The 20,429-nt window shown below is 73.6% G+C and carries 18 protein-coding genes and 3 riboswitches; of the genes, 6 read left to right on the top strand and 12 right to left on the bottom strand.

The features are described from left to right. Positions 1–19: 19 nt before the first annotated feature. A complete protein-coding gene (locus SJY07_RS18675; protein ID WP_380161144.1) occupies positions 20–1,252 on the top strand; it encodes a glycosyltransferase in 1,233 nt (410 codons plus the stop codon). On the opposite strand, the gene SJY07_RS18670 is transcribed toward SJY07_RS18675, so the two are convergent. The 4 genes from SJY07_RS18670 to SJY07_RS18655 are packed head-to-tail and all read right to left on the bottom strand — an operon-like array spanning position 1,162 to position 4,848. Further along, positions 1,162–2,094, bottom strand: coding sequence for a glycosyltransferase family 2 protein (locus SJY07_RS18670; protein ID WP_380161143.1), 933 nt, complete (start codon positions 2,092–2,094; stop codon positions 1,162–1,164). The two genes, SJY07_RS18675 and SJY07_RS18670, sit on opposite strands and share 91 nt — an antisense overlap. Next, positions 2,091–3,071 carry a hypothetical protein gene (locus SJY07_RS18665; protein WP_380161142.1) on the bottom strand — a complete coding sequence of 327 codons (981 nt, stop codon included), beginning with the start codon at positions 3,069–3,071 and terminating at the stop codon, positions 2,091–2,093. The genes SJY07_RS18670 and SJY07_RS18665 overlap by 4 nt, the downstream gene beginning before the upstream one ends. Continuing rightward, positions 3,068–4,159 carry a hypothetical protein gene (locus SJY07_RS18660; RefSeq protein WP_328292721.1) on the bottom strand — a complete coding sequence of 364 codons (1,092 nt, stop codon included), beginning with the start codon at positions 4,157–4,159 and terminating at the stop codon, positions 3,068–3,070. Before SJY07_RS18660 ends, SJY07_RS18665 begins: the two co-directional genes overlap by 4 nt. Before the next feature lie 41 nt (positions 4,160–4,200). After that, positions 4,201–4,848: a hypothetical protein gene (locus SJY07_RS18655; protein ID WP_328292722.1), complete on the bottom strand. Its 648-nt coding sequence runs from the start codon at positions 4,846–4,848 to the stop codon at positions 4,201–4,203. A 129-nt stretch (positions 4,849–4,977) separates the two neighbouring features. Between SJY07_RS18655 and SJY07_RS18650 the strand changes: the two genes are divergently transcribed. Together SJY07_RS18650 and SJY07_RS18645 are read left to right on the top strand one after the other, a co-directional pair. Then, positions 4,978–6,162, top strand: coding sequence for an aminotransferase class I/II-fold pyridoxal phosphate-dependent enzyme (locus SJY07_RS18650; protein WP_380161141.1), 1,185 nt, complete (start codon positions 4,978–4,980; stop codon positions 6,160–6,162). A gap of 335 nt (positions 6,163–6,497) precedes the next feature. Then, positions 6,498–7,403, top strand: a complete 906-nt coding sequence (locus SJY07_RS18645; protein ID WP_380161140.1) for a neutral zinc metallopeptidase — start codon at positions 6,498–6,500, stop codon at positions 7,401–7,403. 12 nt (positions 7,404–7,415) lie between these two features. On the opposite strand, the gene SJY07_RS18640 is transcribed toward SJY07_RS18645, so the two are convergent. The 7 genes from SJY07_RS18640 to SJY07_RS18610 all read right to left on the bottom strand — a co-directional run bounded on the left by SJY07_RS18640 (position 7,416) and on the right by SJY07_RS18610 (position 16,740). Continuing rightward, positions 7,416–7,913, bottom strand: coding sequence for a GNAT family N-acetyltransferase (locus SJY07_RS18640; RefSeq protein WP_380161139.1), 498 nt, complete (start codon positions 7,911–7,913; stop codon positions 7,416–7,418). Next, the gene (locus SJY07_RS18635; RefSeq protein ID WP_380161137.1) at positions 7,910–9,547 is read right to left on the bottom strand and encodes a dipeptide ABC transporter ATP-binding protein; all 1,638 of its coding nucleotides are present in this window, start codon (positions 9,545–9,547) and stop codon (positions 7,910–7,912) included. Before SJY07_RS18635 ends, SJY07_RS18640 begins: the two co-directional genes overlap by 4 nt. Beyond that, positions 9,544–10,392 carry an ABC transporter permease gene (locus SJY07_RS18630; protein ID WP_380162404.1) on the bottom strand — a complete coding sequence of 283 codons (849 nt, stop codon included), beginning with the start codon at positions 10,390–10,392 and terminating at the stop codon, positions 9,544–9,546. The genes SJY07_RS18635 and SJY07_RS18630 overlap by 4 nt, the downstream gene beginning before the upstream one ends. A gap of 38 nt (positions 10,393–10,430) precedes the next feature. Continuing rightward, the gene (locus SJY07_RS18625; protein WP_380161135.1) at positions 10,431–11,450 is read right to left on the bottom strand and encodes an ABC transporter permease; all 1,020 of its coding nucleotides are present in this window, start codon (positions 11,448–11,450) and stop codon (positions 10,431–10,433) included. Beyond that, positions 11,447–13,042, bottom strand: coding sequence for an ABC transporter substrate-binding protein (locus SJY07_RS18620; protein ID WP_380161133.1), 1,596 nt, complete (start codon positions 13,040–13,042; stop codon positions 11,447–11,449). Before SJY07_RS18620 ends, SJY07_RS18625 begins: the two co-directional genes overlap by 4 nt. 179 nt (positions 13,043–13,221) lie before the next feature. Further along, positions 13,222–13,314, bottom strand: a riboswitch (SAM riboswitch). 148 nt (positions 13,315–13,462) lie between these two features. Beyond that, positions 13,463–15,802 (bottom strand): 5-methyltetrahydropteroyltriglutamate--homocysteine S-methyltransferase, encoded by a 2,340-nt coding sequence (gene metE, locus SJY07_RS18615; RefSeq protein ID WP_380161132.1) that lies wholly within the window; start codon positions 15,800–15,802, stop codon positions 13,463–13,465. Next, complete coding sequence (locus tag SJY07_RS18610) at positions 15,799–16,740, bottom strand: methylenetetrahydrofolate reductase (RefSeq protein WP_380161130.1); 942 nt, start codon at positions 16,738–16,740, stop codon at positions 15,799–15,801. Before SJY07_RS18610 ends, metE begins: the two co-directional genes overlap by 4 nt. Positions 16,741–16,801: 61 nt before the next feature. Continuing rightward, positions 16,802–16,893: riboswitch (SAM riboswitch) on the bottom strand. A 160-nt stretch (positions 16,894–17,053) separates the two neighbouring features. Beyond that, positions 17,054–17,168: riboswitch (SAM riboswitch) on the top strand. A gap of 56 nt (positions 17,169–17,224) precedes the next feature. Between SJY07_RS18610 and SJY07_RS18605 the strand changes: the two genes are divergently transcribed. Continuing rightward, positions 17,225–18,571, top strand: a complete 1,347-nt coding sequence (locus SJY07_RS18605) for an aminotransferase class V-fold PLP-dependent enzyme (RefSeq protein ID WP_380161128.1) — start codon at positions 17,225–17,227, stop codon at positions 18,569–18,571. 83 nt (positions 18,572–18,654) lie between these two features. Beyond that, a complete protein-coding gene (locus SJY07_RS18600; RefSeq protein WP_380161126.1) occupies positions 18,655–19,029 on the top strand; it encodes a rhodanese-like domain-containing protein in 375 nt (124 codons plus the stop codon). 42 nt (positions 19,030–19,071) lie between these two features. Here SJY07_RS18600 and SJY07_RS18595 read toward each other — a convergent pair whose 3' ends face one another. Then, complete coding sequence (locus SJY07_RS18595; protein ID WP_328292737.1) at positions 19,072–19,305, bottom strand: hypothetical protein; 234 nt, start codon at positions 19,303–19,305, stop codon at positions 19,072–19,074. A 77-nt stretch (positions 19,306–19,382) separates the two neighbouring features. On the opposite strand from SJY07_RS18595, the gene SJY07_RS18590 reads away from it, so the two are divergent. Continuing rightward, entirely contained in the window at positions 19,383–20,426 is a 1,044-nt protein-coding gene (locus tag SJY07_RS18590) for an LLM class flavin-dependent oxidoreductase (protein WP_380161125.1), read from the top strand. Positions 20,427–20,429: the final 3 nt, after the last annotated feature.

Raw genomic sequence — 20,429 nt, 5'->3', positions numbered from 1 at the left:
GGCGTGCTGTCATCCTCCTGTGCTCGACACCCACGCCTCCTCCCACCGGTTCCCGGGAGGACTGACCCGTCACCCGGCGCGTCGGACGGCGCAGGCACGGCGCGGACCCTCGGAGCCGCTGCGGATCGCCGTGCTCGGACCGAGCCGTCACCCCGTCGCCGAGCCGTACGCGGGCGGGCTCGAGTCCTTCGTGGGCACGCTCGTCGACGGGTTGCGCGCCCGGGGTCACCAGGTCCTCCTCTTCGCGGGCGCCGGCTCACCGGGGGTCCAGCCCGAGGTCCTCGGGGGTGGGTCGTGGGCGGCGGACGACCTCGCCCGCACCGACTCGTCGATGCCGGCCGCGGAGTTCATGACCGAGCACCACGACCACCTCCGCGTCATGACCGCCCTGCGCACGACCTACGCCGGTCACGTCGACGTCGTGCACAACAACTCGCTGCACTACCTCCCCCTCGCCCTGGCCGACACGTTGCCGGTACCGGTCGTGACGAGCCTGCACACCCCGCCGACGCCGTGGCTCACGTCCGCGCTGGCCGCGGGCGGCGGATCGGCCGCGTTCACCTGCGTCAGCGGTTTCACCGCCGCCCAGTGGTCACCGCACGTCCCGTCGGTGCAGGTCGTCCCGAACGGAGTCGTCCCCCGCCGTTGGCGACTCGGTCCGGGACGCGGTGGACTCCTCTGGTTCGGCCGGATCGTGCCCGAGAAGGCCCCGCACCTCGCCCTGCGGGCCGCGGCGCTCGCCGGCCGGCACCTGGACCTCGTCGGACCCGTCGCCGACCCCGCGTACTTCGCCGCCGAGGTGGAACCCCTGCTGGGCCCGGACGCCACCTACCGGGGGCACCTGGGCGGTCACGACCTCAGCCGGGCGGTCGGCAACGCCTCGGCGGTCCTGGTGACCCCGGTCTGGGACGAGCCGTTCGGGCTGGTCTGCGCGGAGGCGGCCATGTCGGGGACGCCGGTGGTGGCCTTCGACCGGGGTGGGATCCGTGAGGTGCTGAGCCCGGGCGGGACGAGCGCGATGGGTCGCGTCGTGCCGGCCGACGACGTGGCCGCGCTGGCCGCGGCCGTCGACGACGTCCTGGTGCTGGACCGACGTGAGGTCCGGCGCCACGCGCTGGAGCACCTGTCCTTCGACGGGGTGGTCGACGGCTACGAGCGCCTCTACGCGAGGGTGCTCGGACGCTGGTCGGACACCACCGAGGGCCGGGTCGAGGGCCGGGTCGAGGACCAGGTCGAGGTCGCCGCGTCGTAGGCGGCCAGTCCCCTCTCCTGGAACTCCGCCAGCCAGCCCTCCATCGGGAACCACCCCCACCGCCGGTGGAACACCGCGGCGTTGCGCAGGACGGCCTCCAGGTGCTGGACCGGTGGTCGCTGCGTGGGGTGGTGCTGGTGGTAGGCCTGCGCCCCACCCACCCAGTGCAGCGCGCCGCCCATCGACCGCACCGTCGCGGCGACGTCGGTGTCCTCACCGCCGTAGCCGCGGAACTCCTCGCAGAAACCCCCGAACCGGCGCCAGTCCGCCGCCGTCGTGGCGAAGGAGAGCGACCAGAACAACCACCACTGCGACTCGTCGGCGAGGACCACCTCACCGGCCGCCGGGACGGGTCGCGCCGGGTGCGGATCGGCTGCGGCGGAGAGGCCTTCGAGGTCGCGGACGGACCGCACCACGACACCGGGCGGGAGGTAGGCGACGGTCCCGCACCACAACGCGGGCCCCGCGTCGGCTGCGCCGCGGGCGACCGCCCGTTCGTAGGCGGCGAGAGTGCCGGGCGCCGGGACGCAGTCGACGTCCAGCAGGACCAGGAGTTCCGCACCCCGACGCATCGCCTCCGCCGCGGCGGCGTTCCGCGCCCGGGCCAGCGGGAGTTCCCCGTCCGGTCCGACGGGGACGTCGACGACGACGACCTCGCAGGTCCCGGGCCGGTCGAACTCGGCGACGACCTCGCGCACGGCCGGGTCACCCATGGCCGCGACGACGTGCCAGCGCGGCGTGGAGGTGCTGCGCTGCAACCCGATCAGCTGACCGCGGAGGTGGTCGTGGCGACCCGCGACGATGGTGAGGACCGCGGTGGCCAGGACGGCAGTGGCGTTCACGCGCCACCCTCCCGGTCCGCGAGGTCGTCGAGGAACCGCGCCGCCCGGGCCGCCCCGTCGCCGGGCGCCCAGCGCTTCCAGGGTTCCGCGCCGACGGCGCGGGCCTCGACCAGGAGTTCCGGCCAGGCTCGGGGTTCCGGCCACTCGTCGAGGGCCGTGATCCCTTCGGCGCGCAGGAGTGCCGCCCGGCGGCGCTGCTCACCGAAGGGACGTTCCTGGGCCACGACGACGGCCGCCCGCCGCGCGGCCGCGACCTCCGCCACCGCGTTGTGACCGCCGTGGACGACGACGACCTCGTTGCGCTGCAACGCGTCCCAGACGTCGACCGGCCGGTCCCCACGACCGGGAACGAGGTACTCCCAGGTCCAGCCCGGCGTCGCCTCGCGGGCGCGCCGGAAGTCGTCGTCGCTGACGTCGCGGCCTCCGCTGCCCCAGAGGACGAGCACGGTGCCCGGAACGGGTTCGACGGTGGGGCGCCCGTCGAAGCGCGAGAACGCGCCCACGTGCACGACCGGGGTCCCCGACCCCGGGGACGGGTCCGCGGGTTCCGGCCACGGGGCCAGCAGGGCCCGGGCGACGTCGCGGCCCAGCCGGTGCGCGGGGTCGTCACGGTCCCCCAGCATCGCCGCCACGACGACGGGGACCCCGCACAACCGGGCCAGCAGCGCCACCTCGACGGAGACGTCGACGACCACGAGCGCCGGCCGGGCCGTCGCGATCCACGTCGCGATGCGGGCGGTGCGCGCGGCCAGCCCCGGGTGGTGCGCGGGAACCCAGTGCAACCGCCCCCCGGCGTCGACGCGGCTGCGGTCGAGGGGTTCGGTGTCGTCCCGTTCGAGCTGCACCCACTCCCCGTCCCAGTCCGCCGGCCGCGGGGCCGAGGAGAGCGCCGTCACCGGGGTGCGCAGGTGCCCGGCGACCGCCCGCAGCCGCTGCACGTGGCCGGAACCCTGGTGGTGGGCGTACCAGCCGATCACCGCGTCACCCCGACCCCACCCTCGACGACCCCACTCGTGACACGCTCCCGGACGGCCCGGTACAGGTCCCGGTGCGCGCGTGCGATCTCCAGCCGCTGCGCCGACCGACCCGCCGCGGTGGCCCCGGGAACGCCCGCGAGCGCGCGCCGCAACCCCGTCAGCACGGACTCCACGTCGTGCAGGTCCACCTGCTCCAGCGGGTGCTGCTCGGCGAGGAAACCCGCTCGGCCGGCCAGGACGGCGACCCCGAGGTCGTGGCAGAGTTCCAGCCAGCCCGAATGGGTCCCGTGGCCGTAGGCGACGACCGAGACGTCGAGGTCGAGCAGGTAGTCGAGGAGTTCCTCGTCGTCGAAGCGTCCGTGCACCCGCAGGTCGATGCGTCCCTGCTCCGCGGCGGCCCGCAACCACGCCGTGAGTTCCGCGTCGTGGCGGGGGAAGTCGGGGCGCAGCGCCTCGTCGTGGACGTCGACGCGCAACCGGGCCCCGGGAACCCGGGCCACCGCGTCGGCCAGGGTCCGCACCGCGGGCAGGGCCAGCAGGTTCGCCCGCAGGCTCTTGAGGTGCAGCCCGACCACGGGTGCGGGGTGGGCGGGACGCGGGGTCCCGATGCGTTCCGGCGGCGCGAGGTGCGGGTGCGGGACGACCACCGGCGTGCGACCCCACCGGTCCTGGACCGCCTGCGCCGCACCGGGCGTCAACGTCAGGACACCGTCGGCGGCCGGGACCAGGACGTCGAGCAGGCGGTGGTACCCGGACTGGTCCAGGAGGTGCGGGTTCTCCAGGTCGTGCACGGTGAGGACGAGGGCCTTCCCGGTGCCCCGCAGCGCGTCCACCAGGTCCTGGAGCTGCGCCGGGGTGCGCGACTCGAACCCGAAGTGCAGGTGCAGGACGTCGAACTCCTCGGCGTGCCCGACCACCCACGCGGCGTCGAGCGCCCGCGACGGTGCCCAGACGCCCGACGGCGCGGGTTCCGGTACCACGGTGACGTCCGGGACCCGTGCGTCCTGCACGTTGGCGACGTAACCGTGCCCACCCGGGACGTGCAGCACCCGGACGGCCCGCGCGGTCGTCGCCTCGTTGATCTCCACGGCAGTCATGGTGCGGGTTCCCGGGCGCTCGCGCGAGCTCGTCAGGCGGTGCGGCAGGGTGCGGGACAGGAGGACAGAGCGTCGATCAGCTTGCTGATGCGGCGGACGTGGTGCAGCGTCACGCCGTGCGCGAGGAGCGCCGTCGGCAGCAGGGTCCGGCGCTCCGGGGCGATGCGCTCCAGGACCGCGAGGGTGTGCTCCGGTGCCGCGAGCAGACCGTGCTCCTCGGAGGCGAGCAGCGCGACGGTGTCCAGCCACGGCTCGTCGGCGGGTTCCGTGCGCCCGGCGGGTGCTCCGGGGTCGCCGAGGTCCAGGGGCGCCACCACCGAGGCCCAGCCGCGCAGCTGTCCCGCGGCACCCTCGACGACGACCAGCGACGCGCCGTGGGCCCGCTGGACGGCCAGGTGCAGGGCGGCCGGGTCGGGGCAGTAGGCGAGGACCGGCACCCCCCGGGCCCCACCGGTGCTCATCCGCGGCGTCGCCGCGGTGTGCCGCCGGGCGAAGGCGAGCAGACGCTGGTTGACCGTCACCGTGACCTTGTCGTTGGTCACGAGCAGGCTCCGCGCACCGGACTCGGCGCCGCGCTGCTCGATCCAGGCGATCGCCGCGTCCGCGGCGGCGTCCCGTGGCCCGGCCTCGCGGAAGGGGACCCAGGCCGCGCGGTAGGTCGGCGGGATCCGGATCGGCACGACGTCAACCTAACCTCCGCCCGGACCGGCCGCACCCACGACTCACGCGTCCGGCGGCGCGCGCAGGGCGGGCCGGGGACGGGGCGAGCGGTAGCCTCGCGCCACCAGTCCGCGGCTCGAGGGGAACCAGTGCAACTCGCGCAACGCGCCCAGACCGTCCAGCCGTTCCACGCCCTGGCCTTCGGCGAGCAGGCGGCGGTCCTCGAGGCGCAGGGCCACCACGTGGTGCGGCTCAGCATCGGGGAACCGGACTTCGGGGCCCCGCCGGCCGTGCGCGAGGCCATGCGGCAGGTGATGGACGGCCGTCCTCTCCCCTACACCCCGTCGATGGGTTCTCCCGCGCTGCGCCGGGCGATCGCGGGCTTCTACCGGGACCGGCACGGCGTCGAGGTGGACCCCGCGCGGATCGTCGTCACCTCCGGCGCGTCCAGCGCCCTGCTGCTGGTGCTGGCCGCGACGACCGACCCGGGGTCCGAGGTCGTGATGGCCGACCCGTCCTACCCCTGCAACCGGCAGATGGTGGAGACCTTCGGCGGGGTCGTCGTCACGGTGCCCACCACCGCGGCGTCGCGCTACCAGCTCGACCCGGGCGGCGTCGAGCGGGCGTGGACCGAGCGCACCCGCAGCGTCATGGTCGCCACGCCGTCCAACCCGACGGGGACGTCGATCCCGTTCGCGCAGTTGAGCGAGATCTGCGAGCAGGCGCGGGCCCGGGGGGCATGGCGGATCGTCGACGAGATCTACCTCGACCTCTCCGACCCGGCGCCCGACGGCGCGGCGCCGCGGACGGTGCTCTCCGTCGACCCGGACGCGATCGTCGTCAACAGCTTCTCCAAGTACTTCGGCATGACCGGTTGGCGGCTGGGCTGGGCGGTCCTGCCGGCCGGGCTCGTCCCCGCGGTCGAGAAGCTCGCGATGAACTACTTCCTCTGCGCCTCCGCACCCGCGCAGCAGGCGGCGCTCGCCTGCTTCACCCCGGGGACCCTGGCCCTGTGCGAGGAGCAACGCCTCGAGCTCGGGGAGCGCCGCCGGATCGTGCTGACCGGGCTGGCCGGGATCGGGCTCCCCGTCCCCGTCGAACCCGACGGCGCGTTCTACGTCTACTTCGACGTCAGCGGGACCGGCCTGGGCGCCTGGGAGTTCTGCGAGCAGGCCCTGCAGCGGGCGCACGTGGCGCTGACGCCGGGTCGTGACTTCGGGGAGGCGACCGCCGAGACCCACGTCCGGTTGTCCTACGCCGCCTCGCGCGAAGAACTCCGTGAGGGCATCAGCCGGCTGGAACGGTTCCTGGGTCTCCTCGGCGACGCCTCCTGACCACCGGGTCCAGCCCACTGCCGAGGGGCGGGACCGGGAACCGCCGGGGCTGGGTCCCGCGCACCCGGCGTTGCCGGGCTGCCGCCTCGCGCTCGGCGAGGAGCAACGCACGCCGCACGGCCCTCCCGGGGTCCGGCGGGGGCGGGATCGTCAGCATCGTTCTCCACAGGTGCGGTCGGGCGTGGTCACCGAACGGTAGGACGACTTCGGCTCTGCCGCAGGCCGAACGCTCCTGCGTACCAGCCCGGTCACGGAACGCGACGAACACCTCTGGAGTGGTGCGCCGCGCGGGGGCACAGCATGCTCGATCCCGTGACGAACCCTGTGATGCTCCCGTGAGGTACCGCGGCGACGCCCGCCTCGACACCGGCAACGTGCAGGACCGCCGCGGCGGCGGGGGCGGGCGGGCCGTCGCCCTGGGTGGGGGTGGGCTGGGGATCGTGGGCGTCCTCGTCCTCGTCCTGTTCCAGGTCCTCGGCGGGCAGAGCGACCCGACGCCGCAGTCGGCGAGCGTGCTGGACGGGCTCGGGTCGGGCCAGAGCGCCGACGGGTCCGAGCTCGCGGCGTCCTGCCGCACCGGCGAGGACGCGAACCAGAAGGAGGAGTGCGCCCTCGTCGCCGACATCGACTCCATCCAGACGTACTGGGGCGGGGTGCTGGGCGGCAACTACACCGAGACCGACACCGTGTTCTTCTCCGGGTCCGTCTCGACGGGCTGCGGGGCGGCCTCGTCGGGGACCGGTCCCTTCTACTGCCCGGCCGACCGGCTCGTCTACGTGGACCTGTCCTTCTTCGACGAGCTGCGGACCCGGTTCGGTGCCGAGGGCGGGACGTTCGTGAACGCCTACGTGCTCGCCCACGAGTACGGGCACCACGTGCAGGACCTGCTGGGCACCAGCGACTCCGTCCAGGCCGGGGTGAGCGGGCCGGACAGCGGCAGCGTCCGGCTGGAGCTGCAGGCCGACTGCTACGCGGGGACGTGGGCGAACCACGCGACGACGGTGCCGGACGACTCGGGCGGCCCGCTCATCGAGGAACTCACCGACGACGACGTCGCCCGCGCCCTGGACACGGCGGGACGCATCGGCGACGACTTCATCCAGACGAACCTCGGCGACGGCAGCACCGACCCCGGCTCCTACACGCACGGCACCTCGGAGCAGCGGCAACGCTGGTTCACCACGGGTTTCCGGGGTGGGGACCCGGCGCAGTGCGACACGTTCGCCGCGTCGACGCTCTGAGACCGGTGCGGCTCACCCAGGGCCGAGGGCCTTCTCGAACGCCAGCGGCCCGATCGTCTCGGGATCGACGGCCACGTCGAACAGCGGCCGGTAGCCCGTGGTCAGGTACAGGTGCTTCGCCTCGGGCTGGCGCGGTCCGGTCGTGAGGTAGGTGCGGCGGTAGCCCGCCGCGACAGCCCGGCGTTCGAGTTCCACGAGGACCCGGCGGGCGAGTCCCCGCCGACGGTGGTCCGGGTGGGTCCAGATCCGCTTGAGCTCGGCGGTCTGCTCGTCGTAACGGCGGTAGGCACCGCCGGCGACGGGATCGCCGTCCTCGAGCAGCAGGAGCAGGACGCCGTGGGGTTCCACGAACTCGTGCGCCGGGTAGCGCTCGAGCTCCTGCCGGACCTGGTCGGGGGTCCCGCCGTAGCGGGTCCCGTACTCCCGGGCCAGGTCGTCGAAGAGCGGCCGCGCGAGGTCGTCACGGGGCCCGACGACCCGCACCAGCAGGTCCACGGGTTCGGCGGTCACGACACGTCCTCCAGGGCCCGTCGGCCGGGGATGGCCTCCAGCAGTTCCACCGTGTACGAGTGCCGCGGCGCGGAGAACACCTCCTCGGAGGTGGCGAACTCGACGAGCTCGCCGTGGCGCATCACCCCGACCCGGTCGCAGACCTGCCGGACGACGGCCAGGTCGTGGGAGATGAACAGGTAGCTCAGCCCGTGGTCGGCCTGCAGCTGCACGAGGAGTTCCAGGATCTGCGCCTGGACGGAGACGTCGAGCGCGGAGACGGGTTCGTCGCAGACCACGAACTCCGGCTCCAGCGCGAGGGCCCGCGCGATGGCGACACGCTGCCGCTGCCCGCCGGAGAGTTCCGCGGGCCGCCGTTCGAGGGCGTCCGCCGGCAACCGCACCTGGTCGAGCAACTCCACCGCCCGTCGCCGTCGCGAGGCCCCGTTCCCGATGCCGAACGCGCGCAACGGCTCCGCGACGGTCTCCCCCACGGCGACGCGAGGATCGAGCGAGGCGTAGGGGTTCTGGTAGACGAGCTGCATCCGCCGCCGCAGCTCGCGCCAGGCCGAGCCCCGCAGGCCGGCCGTCGGCCTCCCGGCGAAGAGGACCTCACCCGTCGTGGGACGTTCCAGACCCAGGACGAGGCGGGCGGTGGTGGTCTTGCCCGAGCCGGACTCCCCCACCAGCCCGACCGTCTCACCCCGGCCGACGTCGAAGCTGACGTCGGAGACGGCGGTCTGGGTGTTCCCCCGGCCCGGCAGCGGGAACTCCTTCACCAGGTTCCGCACCTGGACGAGCGGTTCCGCGGGTCGCGGTGCCGGCGGCGCGGTGCGCTCGCGGGGTCGGGTGGTGATCCGGGCGCTGGACAGGCTGGGTGCGCTGGCGAGCAACTGCCGGGTGTAGGCGTGCCGCGGTCGGGTGAGCACCTGGTGGGCGGTCCCGACCTCGACGACCTCGCCCTCGGACATCACCACGACGCGCGTGGCCCGGTCGGCGGCCACCGCCAGGTCGTGGGTGATGAACAGCACGGCGGTGCCGGCCTCGCGGGTCAGGTCCTCGAGGTGGTCGAGGACGTGGCGCTGGACGGTGACGTCGAGAGCGCTGGTGGGTTCGTCGGCGACGAGCAGCCGGGGCCCGGCCGCGAGTCCGATCGCGATGAGGACGCGCTGGCGCATCCCGCCGGAGAGTTCGCTCGGGTACTGCCTCGCGCGGAGCGCGGCGTCGGGCAGGCCGGCGGAGGTCAGCAGGTCCACCGCGCGCGCCCGGGCGGCGGCCCCCTTGGCGAGCCCGTGCACGTGCAGCGCCTCGGCGACCTGGTCGCCGATGCGCTTCACGGGGTTCAGCGACAGCGTCGGGTCCTGCGGGACCAGGCCGATGCGCGCGCCGCGGACCCGCCGCCAGGCGGTGTCGCTCAGACCCACGAGTTCGTCACCCTCAAGCCGGACGGAACCGGCGTCGACCGACCCGTTGCCCGCCAGCAGACCCACGACGGCGTGCGCCGTGGTGCTCTTGCCGGAGCCGGACTCCCCCACGACCGCGACGACCTCACCGGGGTGGACGTCGAACGAGACACCGTGCACGACCTCCTTCCTCCCGGCCCGGCCGGTGTAGGAGATCCGGAGGTCCTGCACCTGCAGCAGCGGAGCGTTCACGCGGCGTTTCCCTTCTCCAGGGCCCGGGCGATGCGGTTGGCGGACAGCACGACGGCCGCCACCACCAGACCGGGCAACGTCGTCAGCCACCACGAGGTCGCCAGGTAGTCGCGCCCGCCGGACACGAGCGAACCCCACTCGGGAGCGGGTGGGGGCGCCCCGAACCCCAGGAAGCTCAGCGACGAGACGGCGAGGACGGCGACCCCGAACTCGAGCGCCGACAGCGCCAGGACGGGGCCCGCGGCGTTGGGCAGCACGTGCCGGAAGAGCACACCCGTCGTCCGGACGCCACTGGCCCGGGCCGCCTCGACGTAGACCGCGGAGCTGACCTTCAGCACCTCCGAGCGCATGACCCGGGCGAAGTTCGCGACCGTCCCGATGCCCACGGCGATCGCCACCTTGGTCGTGCCGAAACCCAGCGCGGTGATGAGGGCCATCGACAGCAGCAGCGCCGGGATGGACAGCAGCACGTCCATGACCCGCATGAGCACGTCGTCGACGACACCGCGCACGAAACCCGAGACCAGCCCGACCAGCGTGCCGACGAGGAGTCCGATGAGGACGGCCAGCACCGTCGCCTGCAACGTCAACCGCGAGCCGTGGACGACCCGGGAGAACAGGTCCCGACCGAGGTGGTCGGTGCCGAACAGGTGGGCCGCGGAGGGTCCCTGCAACCGGTCGGCGGGAACGCCGTCGATCGGGCTCTGCGCGGTGAAGAGGTCCGGGACCACCGCCCAGAGCAGCACCAGCAGGAGGACCAGACCGGCGACCACCACGTCGGGACGGCGCAGCCGGCTCGGGACAGCGCGCCGGGGCCTGACCGGTCTGCGGTAGCGGACGTCGATGTCGAGGACGTCGAGGACGTCCTCGGGTGCGGGCCGGCTCACGCGCCGGCCCCCACGACGACGCGGTCCGCGCTGCGGTCCCGGCGCTTCGAGGCGCGCGCGGCACCGATCACCCGGATGCGCGGGTCGAGCACCGGGTAGAGGAGGTCGACGACCAGGTTGGTGACCACGAACACCGTCGCCGCCAGCAGGACCAGGCCCTGCACGAGCGGGATGTCCTGACCGTTGACGGCGGTCACCGTCAGCCGCCCGATCCCGACCCGGGAGAACACCGTCTCGACCACGACGGCCCCCGCGAGCAGGTTCCCCACGACGACCCCGCCGATGGTGAGCGCCGGGATGGTGGCGTTGCGGAACGCGTGGCGCAGGTGTACCCGGGCGCGGGACGCACCCTTGGCCCGGGCGGTCTCGACGTACGGTTCGGCCAGGGCCGTCCGCAGACCCCGGGCGAGGACCTGCGCGATGGAGGCCGAGACCGGGATCGCCAGCGTGACGGCCGGCAGGACGAGGCTGGAGACCCCCCGGTTGCCCAGTGCGGGGAAGACCGGGATCCGGAACGAGAACACCTGGATGAGCAGCAGCCCGACCCAGAACGTCGGCAGGGAGACCCCCAGCGGCGGCAGGGCGAGCAGCAGCGTCCGGGCCCAGGCCCACCGCGTCCACGTCGAGAGGAAGGCGATCCCCACCCCCAGGACGAGGGCGACCACGAAGGCCGAGGCGGCGAGCAGGGCCGTCTGCGGCAACGCGTCGGCGATCGACGTCGACACCGGCGCGCCGTTCTGGATCGAGTTCCCGAGGTCGAGGTGCAGCGTGCGCCAGAGCGCGTGGACGTACTGCACGGGCAACGGGTCGTCGAGTCCGTACTCGGCGCGCAACGCCGCCGCCTGGGCGGGGTCGACCGCGGCCTGCTCCCCGCCCTGACCACCGGCGAGCATGATCGAGACCGGGTCGCTCGGGAGCAGGTAGAGGATGACGAACGTCACGGTGAACGCCGCCCACAGGACCAGCACGGCCTGACCGAGACGGCGGCCCACGTAGCCCACGAGCCCGAGGTTCACGAGGTCTTCCAGGCGTCGTAGAACCACAACCGGGAGGAACCCTCGAACTGCAGGTCGTGCACGTCGTCGCTCGCGGCGATGACGGTGGAGAGTTCGACGAGCGGGATCGAGTGGGCCTGGGTCAGGAGGAGCTTCGACGCCTGGGCGACGAGGTCCGCGCGCTGCGCGGGGTCGGTCGTCGCGGCCTGCCGGGTCAGCAGGTCGTCCACCTCGCTGTGCGCGCGGTGGTTCACGTTGCGCGCCTCGGTGGAGAAGATCGTGCGGGCGACGTCCGGGTCGGAGCGGGTCAGGTTGTAGAAGATCGCGTCGTAGTCGCCGGAGTTCTGCTGGGCCGTCGTCTCGGCCGTCGTGCCCTGCTTCAACTGCAGGTCGATCCCGACCTCGCGCACCTGCTGCTGCACGAGTTCCAGCACCGCCGAGGTGGGCTGCCAGAAGGTGATCGTGAAGGAGAGCTTCTGGCCGTCCTTCGCGCGGATCCCGTCCGAACCCTTCGTCCAGCCGGCCTCGTCGAGGAGGGCGTTGGCCCCGGCGACGTCGTGGGCGAGGACGTCGGAGTCGTCGGGTGCGTCCGGGGTGGACGCCGAGAGCGCCGACGTCACGGCCACGTCACCCGGGTTGAGGATGCTCGCCAGTTGTTCGCGGTCGATGGCCTTGGACAGGGCCTGACGGACGCGTTCGTCCTGGAAGACCGGCCGCGACTCGTTGGGGAAGAAGTTGTAGGGGATGCCCGGGTTCGCGCGACGTTCGGTCCAGAAACCGCCGCCGTCGAACTGCGGGAGGTCCTGCGCGGAGATCGCCGTCGTCGCGTCGATCTGACCCGACTGCAGCGACCCGGTGCGCACGCTCGCCTCGGGGACCACCTGGTAGGTGATCGTGTCGAGGTAGGCGTCACCGCTGTGCTGGGAACCCGTCGGGGCCCAGGCGTACCCGGTGCGCTTCTTCAGCACGACTTCGCTGTCCTTGGTGTACTTCCCGACCACGAAGGGGCCTGATCCGACGAGAGTCGTTCCATCGCAACGGGTCGCGGGATCAGCGGTGGTCGTCGCGACGGAGAGCAGACCGAGGCTCATCGTCGACGTCGCCTGCAGGAACTGCGCGCTCGGCTGCGAGAACGTCACGACGGCCGTCTGCGCGTCCGGCGTCTGCGTCCCGGTGTAGCCCGCGAGGTAGGCCGAGGCCAACGACGCCTTCGCACCGAGTGCGACGATGCCGTCGAGGTTCGCCTTGACCGCCGCGGAGTCGAGCGGCGTCCCGTCGGAGAACGTGGCGCCCTCACGCAGGTGGAACGTGAACGTCCTCGCGTCGGGGCTGACCTCCCAGCTCTGGGCCAGCCACGGCTGGACCTGACCGTCGAGGTCCTGGACCGTGAGGGAGTCGACGAGCTGGCGACCGACGTTCAGGGCGTCGTTGTTGCCGACCTGCTGCGGGTCGATGCAGCCGGAGTCGACCTGGATGGCGAAGGTGAGGTTCCCACCGGCGACGGGTTCACCGTCGGCGGCGGGACTGCCGTCGTCCTGGCTCCCGCCACCGCAGGCGGTGAGGGCGAACAACGCGACGAGGGCGACGGCGGAAAGTGGCGTGCGGGTGCGCAAGGGTCCTCCAGGCTGAGGGGTACGTCGACGACACGTCCGGCCTGCGGCAGGGACGCGGGATGACCGGCACGTTCCCGGTCGGCGGGGGTGCTGGGTCAGCGACAGCCGGTGGAACCGGTGAGGCAGAAGTCGACGATGCGCCTCAGGACGGCGACGTGGGACGTCTTGTTCACTGCGCTCCTCCATCGTTCCTGGCGGAAGCACCCGCGCCCGTTGCCGGGGGGTTGCTGCGACGTCGTCGAGCCAGGTCTCTCAGCCGCTCTGGATGGTGTTCTGCAGGAATCATAGGGACCCCCTGCCGGAATCTCAACCCGGCCGGGTGGGTCGGCGGGAACCCGGGCCGAACGAGCGCCGCCCTCCTGATCTCGAGAGGTCAGGAGGGCGGCGGTCGTCCGGCGGGGTTCCGGTCGGACGGGGGCGTCAGCTCGTCGCGACGGCGTGCGCGGGGAGTTCCGCGCGGACGGTGCGAGCGGCCTCGACGAGGTTGCGCAGCGACTCGGTGGTCTCGGCGTAGCCACGGGTCTTGAGGCCGCAGTCCGGGTTCACCCAGACCTGGCGGGCCGGGACCGCGGCGACGGCGGCGCGCAGCAACCCGACGACCTCCTCGGTCGAGGGAACGCGCGGCGAGTGGATGTCGTAGACCCCCGGCCCGATGCCCCGCGCGAAACCGGCCCGCGCGATGTCGCCGAGGACCTCCATGCGCGAGCGTGCCGCCTCGATGCTCGTGACGTCCGCGTCGAGGCCGTCGATCGCGTCGATGACCTCACCGAACTCCGAGTAGCAGAGGTGGGTGTGGATCTGCGTCGCGTCGGCGGCACCGGCCGTCGCCAGGTGGAACGAGTTCACCGACCAGTCCAGGTAGGCGGGCTGGTCCTGGGTGCGCAGGGGCAGCAGCTCCCGCAGCGCGGGTTCGTCGACCTGGACGATCCCGATGCCGGCGGCCTCGAGGTCGCTGACCTCGTCGCGCAGCGCCAGGGCGACCTGGCGGGCGGTGTCGCCCAGCGGCTGGTCGTCGCGGACGAAGGACCAGGCGAGGATCGTCACCGGGCCGGTCAGCATGCCCTTGACGGGCTTCGTCGTGCGCGTCTTCGTGTACCGGCTCCAGGGCACGGTGATCGGCGCCGGACGGACGACGTCACCCCAGAGGATGGGCGGGCGCACGCAGCGCGACCCGTAGGACTGGACCCAGCCGTGGGCGGTGACGGCGAACCCGTCGAGCTGCTCGGCGAAGTACTGGACCATGTCGTTGCGCTCGGGTTCCCCGTGCACGACGACGTCGAGCCCGAGTTCCTCCTGCAGGTCCACGACGCGGTCGATCTCGGCCCGCAGGAACTCCTCGTAGGCGGCCTCCGTGAGCTCCCCCCGCGTCCACGCGGCCCGCGCCCTGCGGATCTCGCTCGTCTGCGGGAACGAGCCGATCGTCGTCGTCGGCAGCGCCGGCAGACCCAGCGCCTGCTCCTGCGCGAGGCGGCGCACGGCGTAGTCGCTGCGGCCGAAGGCCTCCGGGGTGAGCGCTGCGAGCCGGTCGCGCACCTCGGGACGGACCACGCCGGGGGCACCGACGCGGTCGGCCCGGGCCTGCGCCGACGCGGTGAGCTCCGTCTGGACGGACGCCGCGTCCCCCAGCGCCTTGCCCAGGACGACGACCTCGGCGACCTTCTGGTCGGCGAACGCGAGCCAGCCGCGCAGGCGCTCGTCGAGGGTGGTCTCGCGGGTCACGTCGTGGGGGACGTGCAGCAGGGAGGTCGACGTCCCGGCGACGACGTGGGCGGCGGAACCCTCGAGGGTCCGCAGCCGGGCCAGCGCCTCGACGAGGTCGGCGCGCCAGACGTTGTGCCCGTCCACGACCCCGCCGACGACCGTCTTGCCGTGCAGCAGTTCCGGACGCGCCGGCGTCGCGCCGCGGACGAGGTCGAGGGCGAGACCCTCGACCGCCGTGGCGGCCAGGGGTTCCAGGAGGTCACCCGGGTCGCCGTAGGGCGTCGCGGCCAGCAGACGCGGACGGCCCTCGAGCGCCGCGAGGCGGTCGTAGGCGCGGCGGACGAGGTCGGCGAGACCTTCGACGCCGTTCGTCGCGGAGTCGCTGACGAGCGCCGGTTCGTCCAGCTGCACCCACTCCGCCCCCGCGGCCGCGTAGGCGGTCAGCAGTTCCTCGTAGGCGGCCAGCAGATCGTCGAGCCGGGAGATCGGGGCGAAACCCGCCGGGGAGTCGTCGGCCGCCTTGGCCAGCAGCAGGAACGTCACGGGCCCGACCACGACGGGACGGGTCAGGAACCCGTCGGAGAGCGCCTCGGCGAACTCCCGCACCCCACGGTCGTCGGCGAACCGGAAGGTCGTCGACGGGGAGATCTCGGGGACGAGGTAGTGGTAGTTGGTGTCGAACCACTTCGTCATCTCCAGCGGGGCGTCCGCACCGCGACCGCGGGCGATCGTGGAGTACCCGACGAGGTCGACGCGGCCGTCCTCGCCCACGACGTCGGCGAAGCGCGGCGGGACGGCGCCGACGGCGACGGCGGCGTCGAGCACCTGGTCGTAGGCCGAGAACGCCGACGGGATCGACGCGTCGTGCGCCGGCAGGCCCAGGGCGTTCAGGCGGCGGACCGTGGCGGCACGGACCCCGGCCAGGGCGGCCTCGGTGGTGTCGAGGTCGGCGCGACCGGCCCACAGGGCCTCGAGCGCCTTCTTGGTCTCGCGGTCGGCGCCGATGCGCGGGTAGCCGAGGACGGTGGCGGTCCAGGTGGGGAAGTTCTCGGTGCTCACGGGGTGGGACCTCCTACCGCAGCGATGCGGCTCTGGGTGGATCGGGGCAGGTTCAGGTGGTCGAGCAGGTCGAGCGCGGGTTCCGCCGCGTTGAACGTGTAGAGGTGCAGTCCGGGGGCGCCGGCGTCGAGCAGTCCCGCCGCGAGTCCCGACGAGAACGCCGTCGACGCCCGGCGGCGCTGGGCGGTGTCGTCGGTGTCGAGCGCCGCGAGCAGCTGTTCCGGGGCCGGGACACCGGCCAGCTCACCGATGCGCTGCAACCGGCGGGCGTCGTCCGTCACGGCGATGCCCGGCAGCAGCGGGATGCTCACCCCGGCGGCGCGCGCCCGGCGCACGAAGGTGGCGTACTCGTCGGCCGAGAACGTCACCTGGCAGATCGCGAAGTGCGCACCGGCGTCCTGCTTGGCGCGCAGGGCCGCCAGTTCCGCGTCGCGACCGCGGGGGAAGGCCGCCACGGCGAGGGTCAGGGGACCCTCGTCGACGGGGACGCGACCGCCCCGCAGCGCGGAGCGCCGCCGTTCGGCGACCTGGAGGAGTTCCACCAGGTCCCGCGCGGTCGCCAGACCGTCCGGGTGCGGGGTCCAGTCCGCGCTCCCGACCGGCGGGTCGCCCCGCAGCGCGAGGACGTTGCGGACACCGGCGTCGAGGAACTCGCCGGCGAGTTCCACCACCTCACGTCGCGAGGACCCCACGCACGTCAGGTGGGCCATCGCCGGCACGGCCGTCGAACCCAGGACGTGGGCCAGCAGTTCCCGACTCGGTCCCCTCGTCGCGCCGGCCGCCCCGAAGGTGACCGAGACGAAGTCGGGGTGCGTGTCGAGGAGATCGGAGAGCCTGCGCCACAACGACTCCCGCCCGCTCTCGGAACGGGGCGGGAAGAGTTCGAAACTGACGGTGGGCCTCCCGGTCGCGGCGGCGACGAGGGGAGCCAGCGTCATCGCGGCCGGCCCCGGTCCGGAACCGGGTACGCGTCAGGGACATCGGTGGGGCGCATCACGAACTCCATCGGCCTGGCTTTAGCACCCTCGCCCGGGCTCGGGGGGTTGCTGCGGCGTCGTCGAGCCAGGACTCTCGGCCGCTCTGGATGGTGTTCACCGAATGTAGACCGGGGTCGACGCGATCCACAAGTGCTGTTCCGGGGTTCCCCCGAACGGAGGAACTACCCGACACGTGGGGTTCTGGAGGGAGTTCCGACGGGTTCGCGACACGCCGATCTTGCTCAGCGGGGTCCGACGTGACAACCTCACCGCAGGTCATGAGCGCCAGCGACAAGCCCCGGCTCGCTGGCCGGCAACCCTCCCTCCGCGGCGGGGTGCCCCGGGTGACGACCTGGTCGACGCCGCGGTGGCGCCGGCAAGCGCGGACCTCGCCGGGGTGATCCCGGTCCTCCCGGCAGGGTCCAGTTCCTCCAGGAGACTTCTCGTGACGCTCAGCACCCTCTCCCCCCTCCGCTGCCCGGCGCCCGTCGCGCCGCTGCTGCCCGTGGTCGGCCGGGACACCCGCGTCCCGCTCGCCCAGGGCGGGTCGACCACCTACGCGAACCTGGACAACGCCGCGAGCGCGCCCGCCCTCGTCTCCGTCGCCACCCGCGTCGCCCAGGTCCTCCCCCACTACGCCAGCGTCCACCGCGGCGCCGGGTACCTCTCGCGCGTCTCCACCGCCCTGTTCGAGCAGGCCCGGGCCGAGGTCGGGACCTTCCTGGGGGCACGCCCCGACGACGTCGTCGTCTTCACCCGGAGCACGACCGACGCGCTCGACCTGCTCGCCCGGGCCGTCCCGCAGGGCTCCAGGGTCCTGGTGGCCGACGTCGAGCACCACGCGAACCTGTTGTCGTGGCAGCGCTCAGCCCTGACCACGGTCCTGCGCGGCGGGTCGGACGCGGAGGAGACCGCGACGCTGCTGGAGGCCGAGCTCGCCCGCGGCGGGTACGCGCTGCTGGCCGTCGCCGGTGCCTCCAACGTGACCGGTGAGGTGCTGCCGCTGCGCCGGCTGGCCCGGGCCGCGCACGCGGCCGGCGCCCGCATCGCCGTCGACGGGGCGCAGCTGCTCCCCCACCGCCGGGTGGACCTCGGTCGCGACGGGATCGACTGGATCGCGCTGTCCGGGCACAAGCTCTACGCCCCCTACGGAGCGGGCGCGCTCGTCGGTCGTCGCGACTGGCTCGACGCCGCCGATCCCTACCTCGCGGGTGGAGGCGCCACCCTCGACGTGCGCCACGACGCGGTGCGGTGGGCCACCGGGCCCGACCGCCACGAGGCGGGTTCCCCGAACGTGCTCGGCGCCGTCGCCCTCGCCCAGGCCTGCAGCACGCTCGCGACACTGGCCCCCGGAGCGCTCGAGGCGCACGAGGAGGCGTTGCGCGAACGGCTCGTCGGCGGGCTGACGGCACTGGCGGGCGTCGAGGTCGTGCGCCCGCACCCCGACGACGCCGTGGGGGTCGTGACCTTCACCGTCCCCGGTCGCTCGGTCTCCGAGGTCGCGGCCTTCCTCTCGGCCGAGCACGGGATCGGTGTGCGCGACGGACGGTTCTGCGCCCACCGGTTCGCCGACTCCCTCGGTCTGGCCGACGGCGGGCTGAGGGTTTCCACCGGGGTCGGGACGGGATCGGCCGAGGTCGAACGGCTGCTGGCCGCGGTCGAGCAGTTCGTCGGTGCCGGGCCGGAGCTCGAGTACGGGATCGTCGAGGGGCACTGGGGTCCCACGACCGACGCTCGCCCGGAACCCGCGTCCTTCCTGCCCGCGCCCGGTGCGAACGCGGACCTGGGGTGACCTCGTCCCCGACGCCTCAGCCCGCAGGGACGACGGCCTCGCGCGATCGCCGGGGCCGACCGCACGAACCGAGGAGACACGACGTGAGCGACACCACCGCAGCACCCCAGGCACCGCTCGTCGACGCCGAGACCGCCGGACGCGCCGTCGCCGCCGGTGCGCTGTTCGTCGACGTCCGCAGCGACGCCGGGCGGGCCGCCGCCGGCGACCTGCCGCAGGCCGTCGTCGTGGCCAAGACCGAGGTGGCGGCGAAGTTCGCCCTCGGTTCCGACACCGCGCTGGCGGAACTCACCGGGAAGGACCAGCAGATCGTCGTGATCTGCGGTTCTCCCGCGGGCTCCGGCCCCGTCACCGCCGAACTGCTGGCGTCCGGCTTCACCGACGTCGTGCAGGTCGACGGCGGGTTCCCGGCCTGGAAGGCCTCGGGGCTGACCGTGGGCGAACCCGCTCAGACCTGATCCACCCCGGTCGACATCCACCCCTGTCGACGGGGCAGGACGTCAGGGCATCGGCTCGCTGCTGGGCCGGGACCCGTCGCCGATCCCGCCACGTTCGGCCTCGGCGAAGAGCGCGCGCAGCTCCCCCTCGAACTGCGGCCAGCTCAGCTCGCCGGGGGCCGGCTCGTCGTCGAGCGGCGACCAGGCGTACCCCCACTGCCCCTGCCCCGCGATGGCCAGTCCGGCCACGATCGACGACACCCAGTGCGCCAACAGTTCTCGTACCCGGTCACGCATGGTCGCCTCCTCGTCGATCGGTGGAGAGCACTGTGACACAGACGACGGCTGCCGTACCCACCACTCAGGAGATTTCCATGCCGACCCCCTTCCACGTGTTCCTCGACGTCGACGGCGGCGGGTGGCACCCCGCGGCCTGGCGCCGCTCCCGGGTCTCCCCCGACGCCGTGTTCTCCCCCGCGCGGTTGAAGGAGTTCGCCGTCACCGCGCAGGCCCAGGGCCTCACGGGACTCACCTTCGAGGACTCCACGCTGCCGGACCCCCGCAACCCCCGCGGGCACCTGGACGCGGTGCAGCGGGCGGCCTTCCTCGCCGGGACCACCGACACGATCGGTCTGCTGCCGGTCGCCGCGACCACCTACTCCGAACCGTTCCACGTGGCGGCGCAGATCGCGTCGCTGGACCACTCCAGCGCCGGCCGCGCCGGCTGGATCGCGACGACGTCCACCCCCGCCGTGGCCCGGACGGTGAACCTCCCCGTGCTCGACGACCCGCAGGCGGAACTCACCGACGTGGTCGGGGCCGTGCGGAGGTTGTGGGACTCCTGGGAGGACGACGCGGTGGTCCGCGACGTCGCCACGGGACGCTACGTCGACCGCGACCGGTTGCACCACGTCGACGTCGTCGCCACCAACTTCTCGGTCAAGGGCCCGCTCACCGTGCCCCGTCCCCCGCAGGGGCAGCCGGTCGTGGCCGCCCACGAACGCGACCTCCTCGACCCGGGCGTGGTCGACGTCGTCCTCACGGGCAGCGAGCGGACCCGGCGCAGCGCCGGTGGTCCGCTGGTCGTGCTCGAGGTCGAGTTCGCCCTCGACACCGCGGCCGCCTCGGGTGCGCAGCGGGTCGAGGCGCTAGACGCCGACGCCCCGGCTCCCGCACGGGGCCGGCTGCGCTGGACGGGGTCCGGTGAGGGCTTCGCGCGGTACCTCTCCGGTCTCGCGGGTTCCGTCGACGGTGTCCGGCTGCACGCCGCCGTCCTCGACGAGGACCTCCGCACGCTGCTGCGCACCACCTTCCCCGCCCTGCGCGTCGCCCGGCTGCTGCAACCACCCGCCGCCGGTGCGACGTTGCGCACCACCCTCGGCCGTCCCCGGCCGGTCAACCACTTCGCGACGGCCTGAGGA

Origin of the sequence: Kineococcus sp. R86509, assembly GCF_042466365.1 — a bacterium.
Taxonomy (GTDB): domain Bacteria; phylum Actinomycetota; class Actinomycetes; order Actinomycetales; family Kineococcaceae; genus Kineococcus.
The sequence above is the reverse complement of the archived record's forward strand: the minus strand, read 5'-3'. Positions and strand labels throughout refer to the sequence as shown.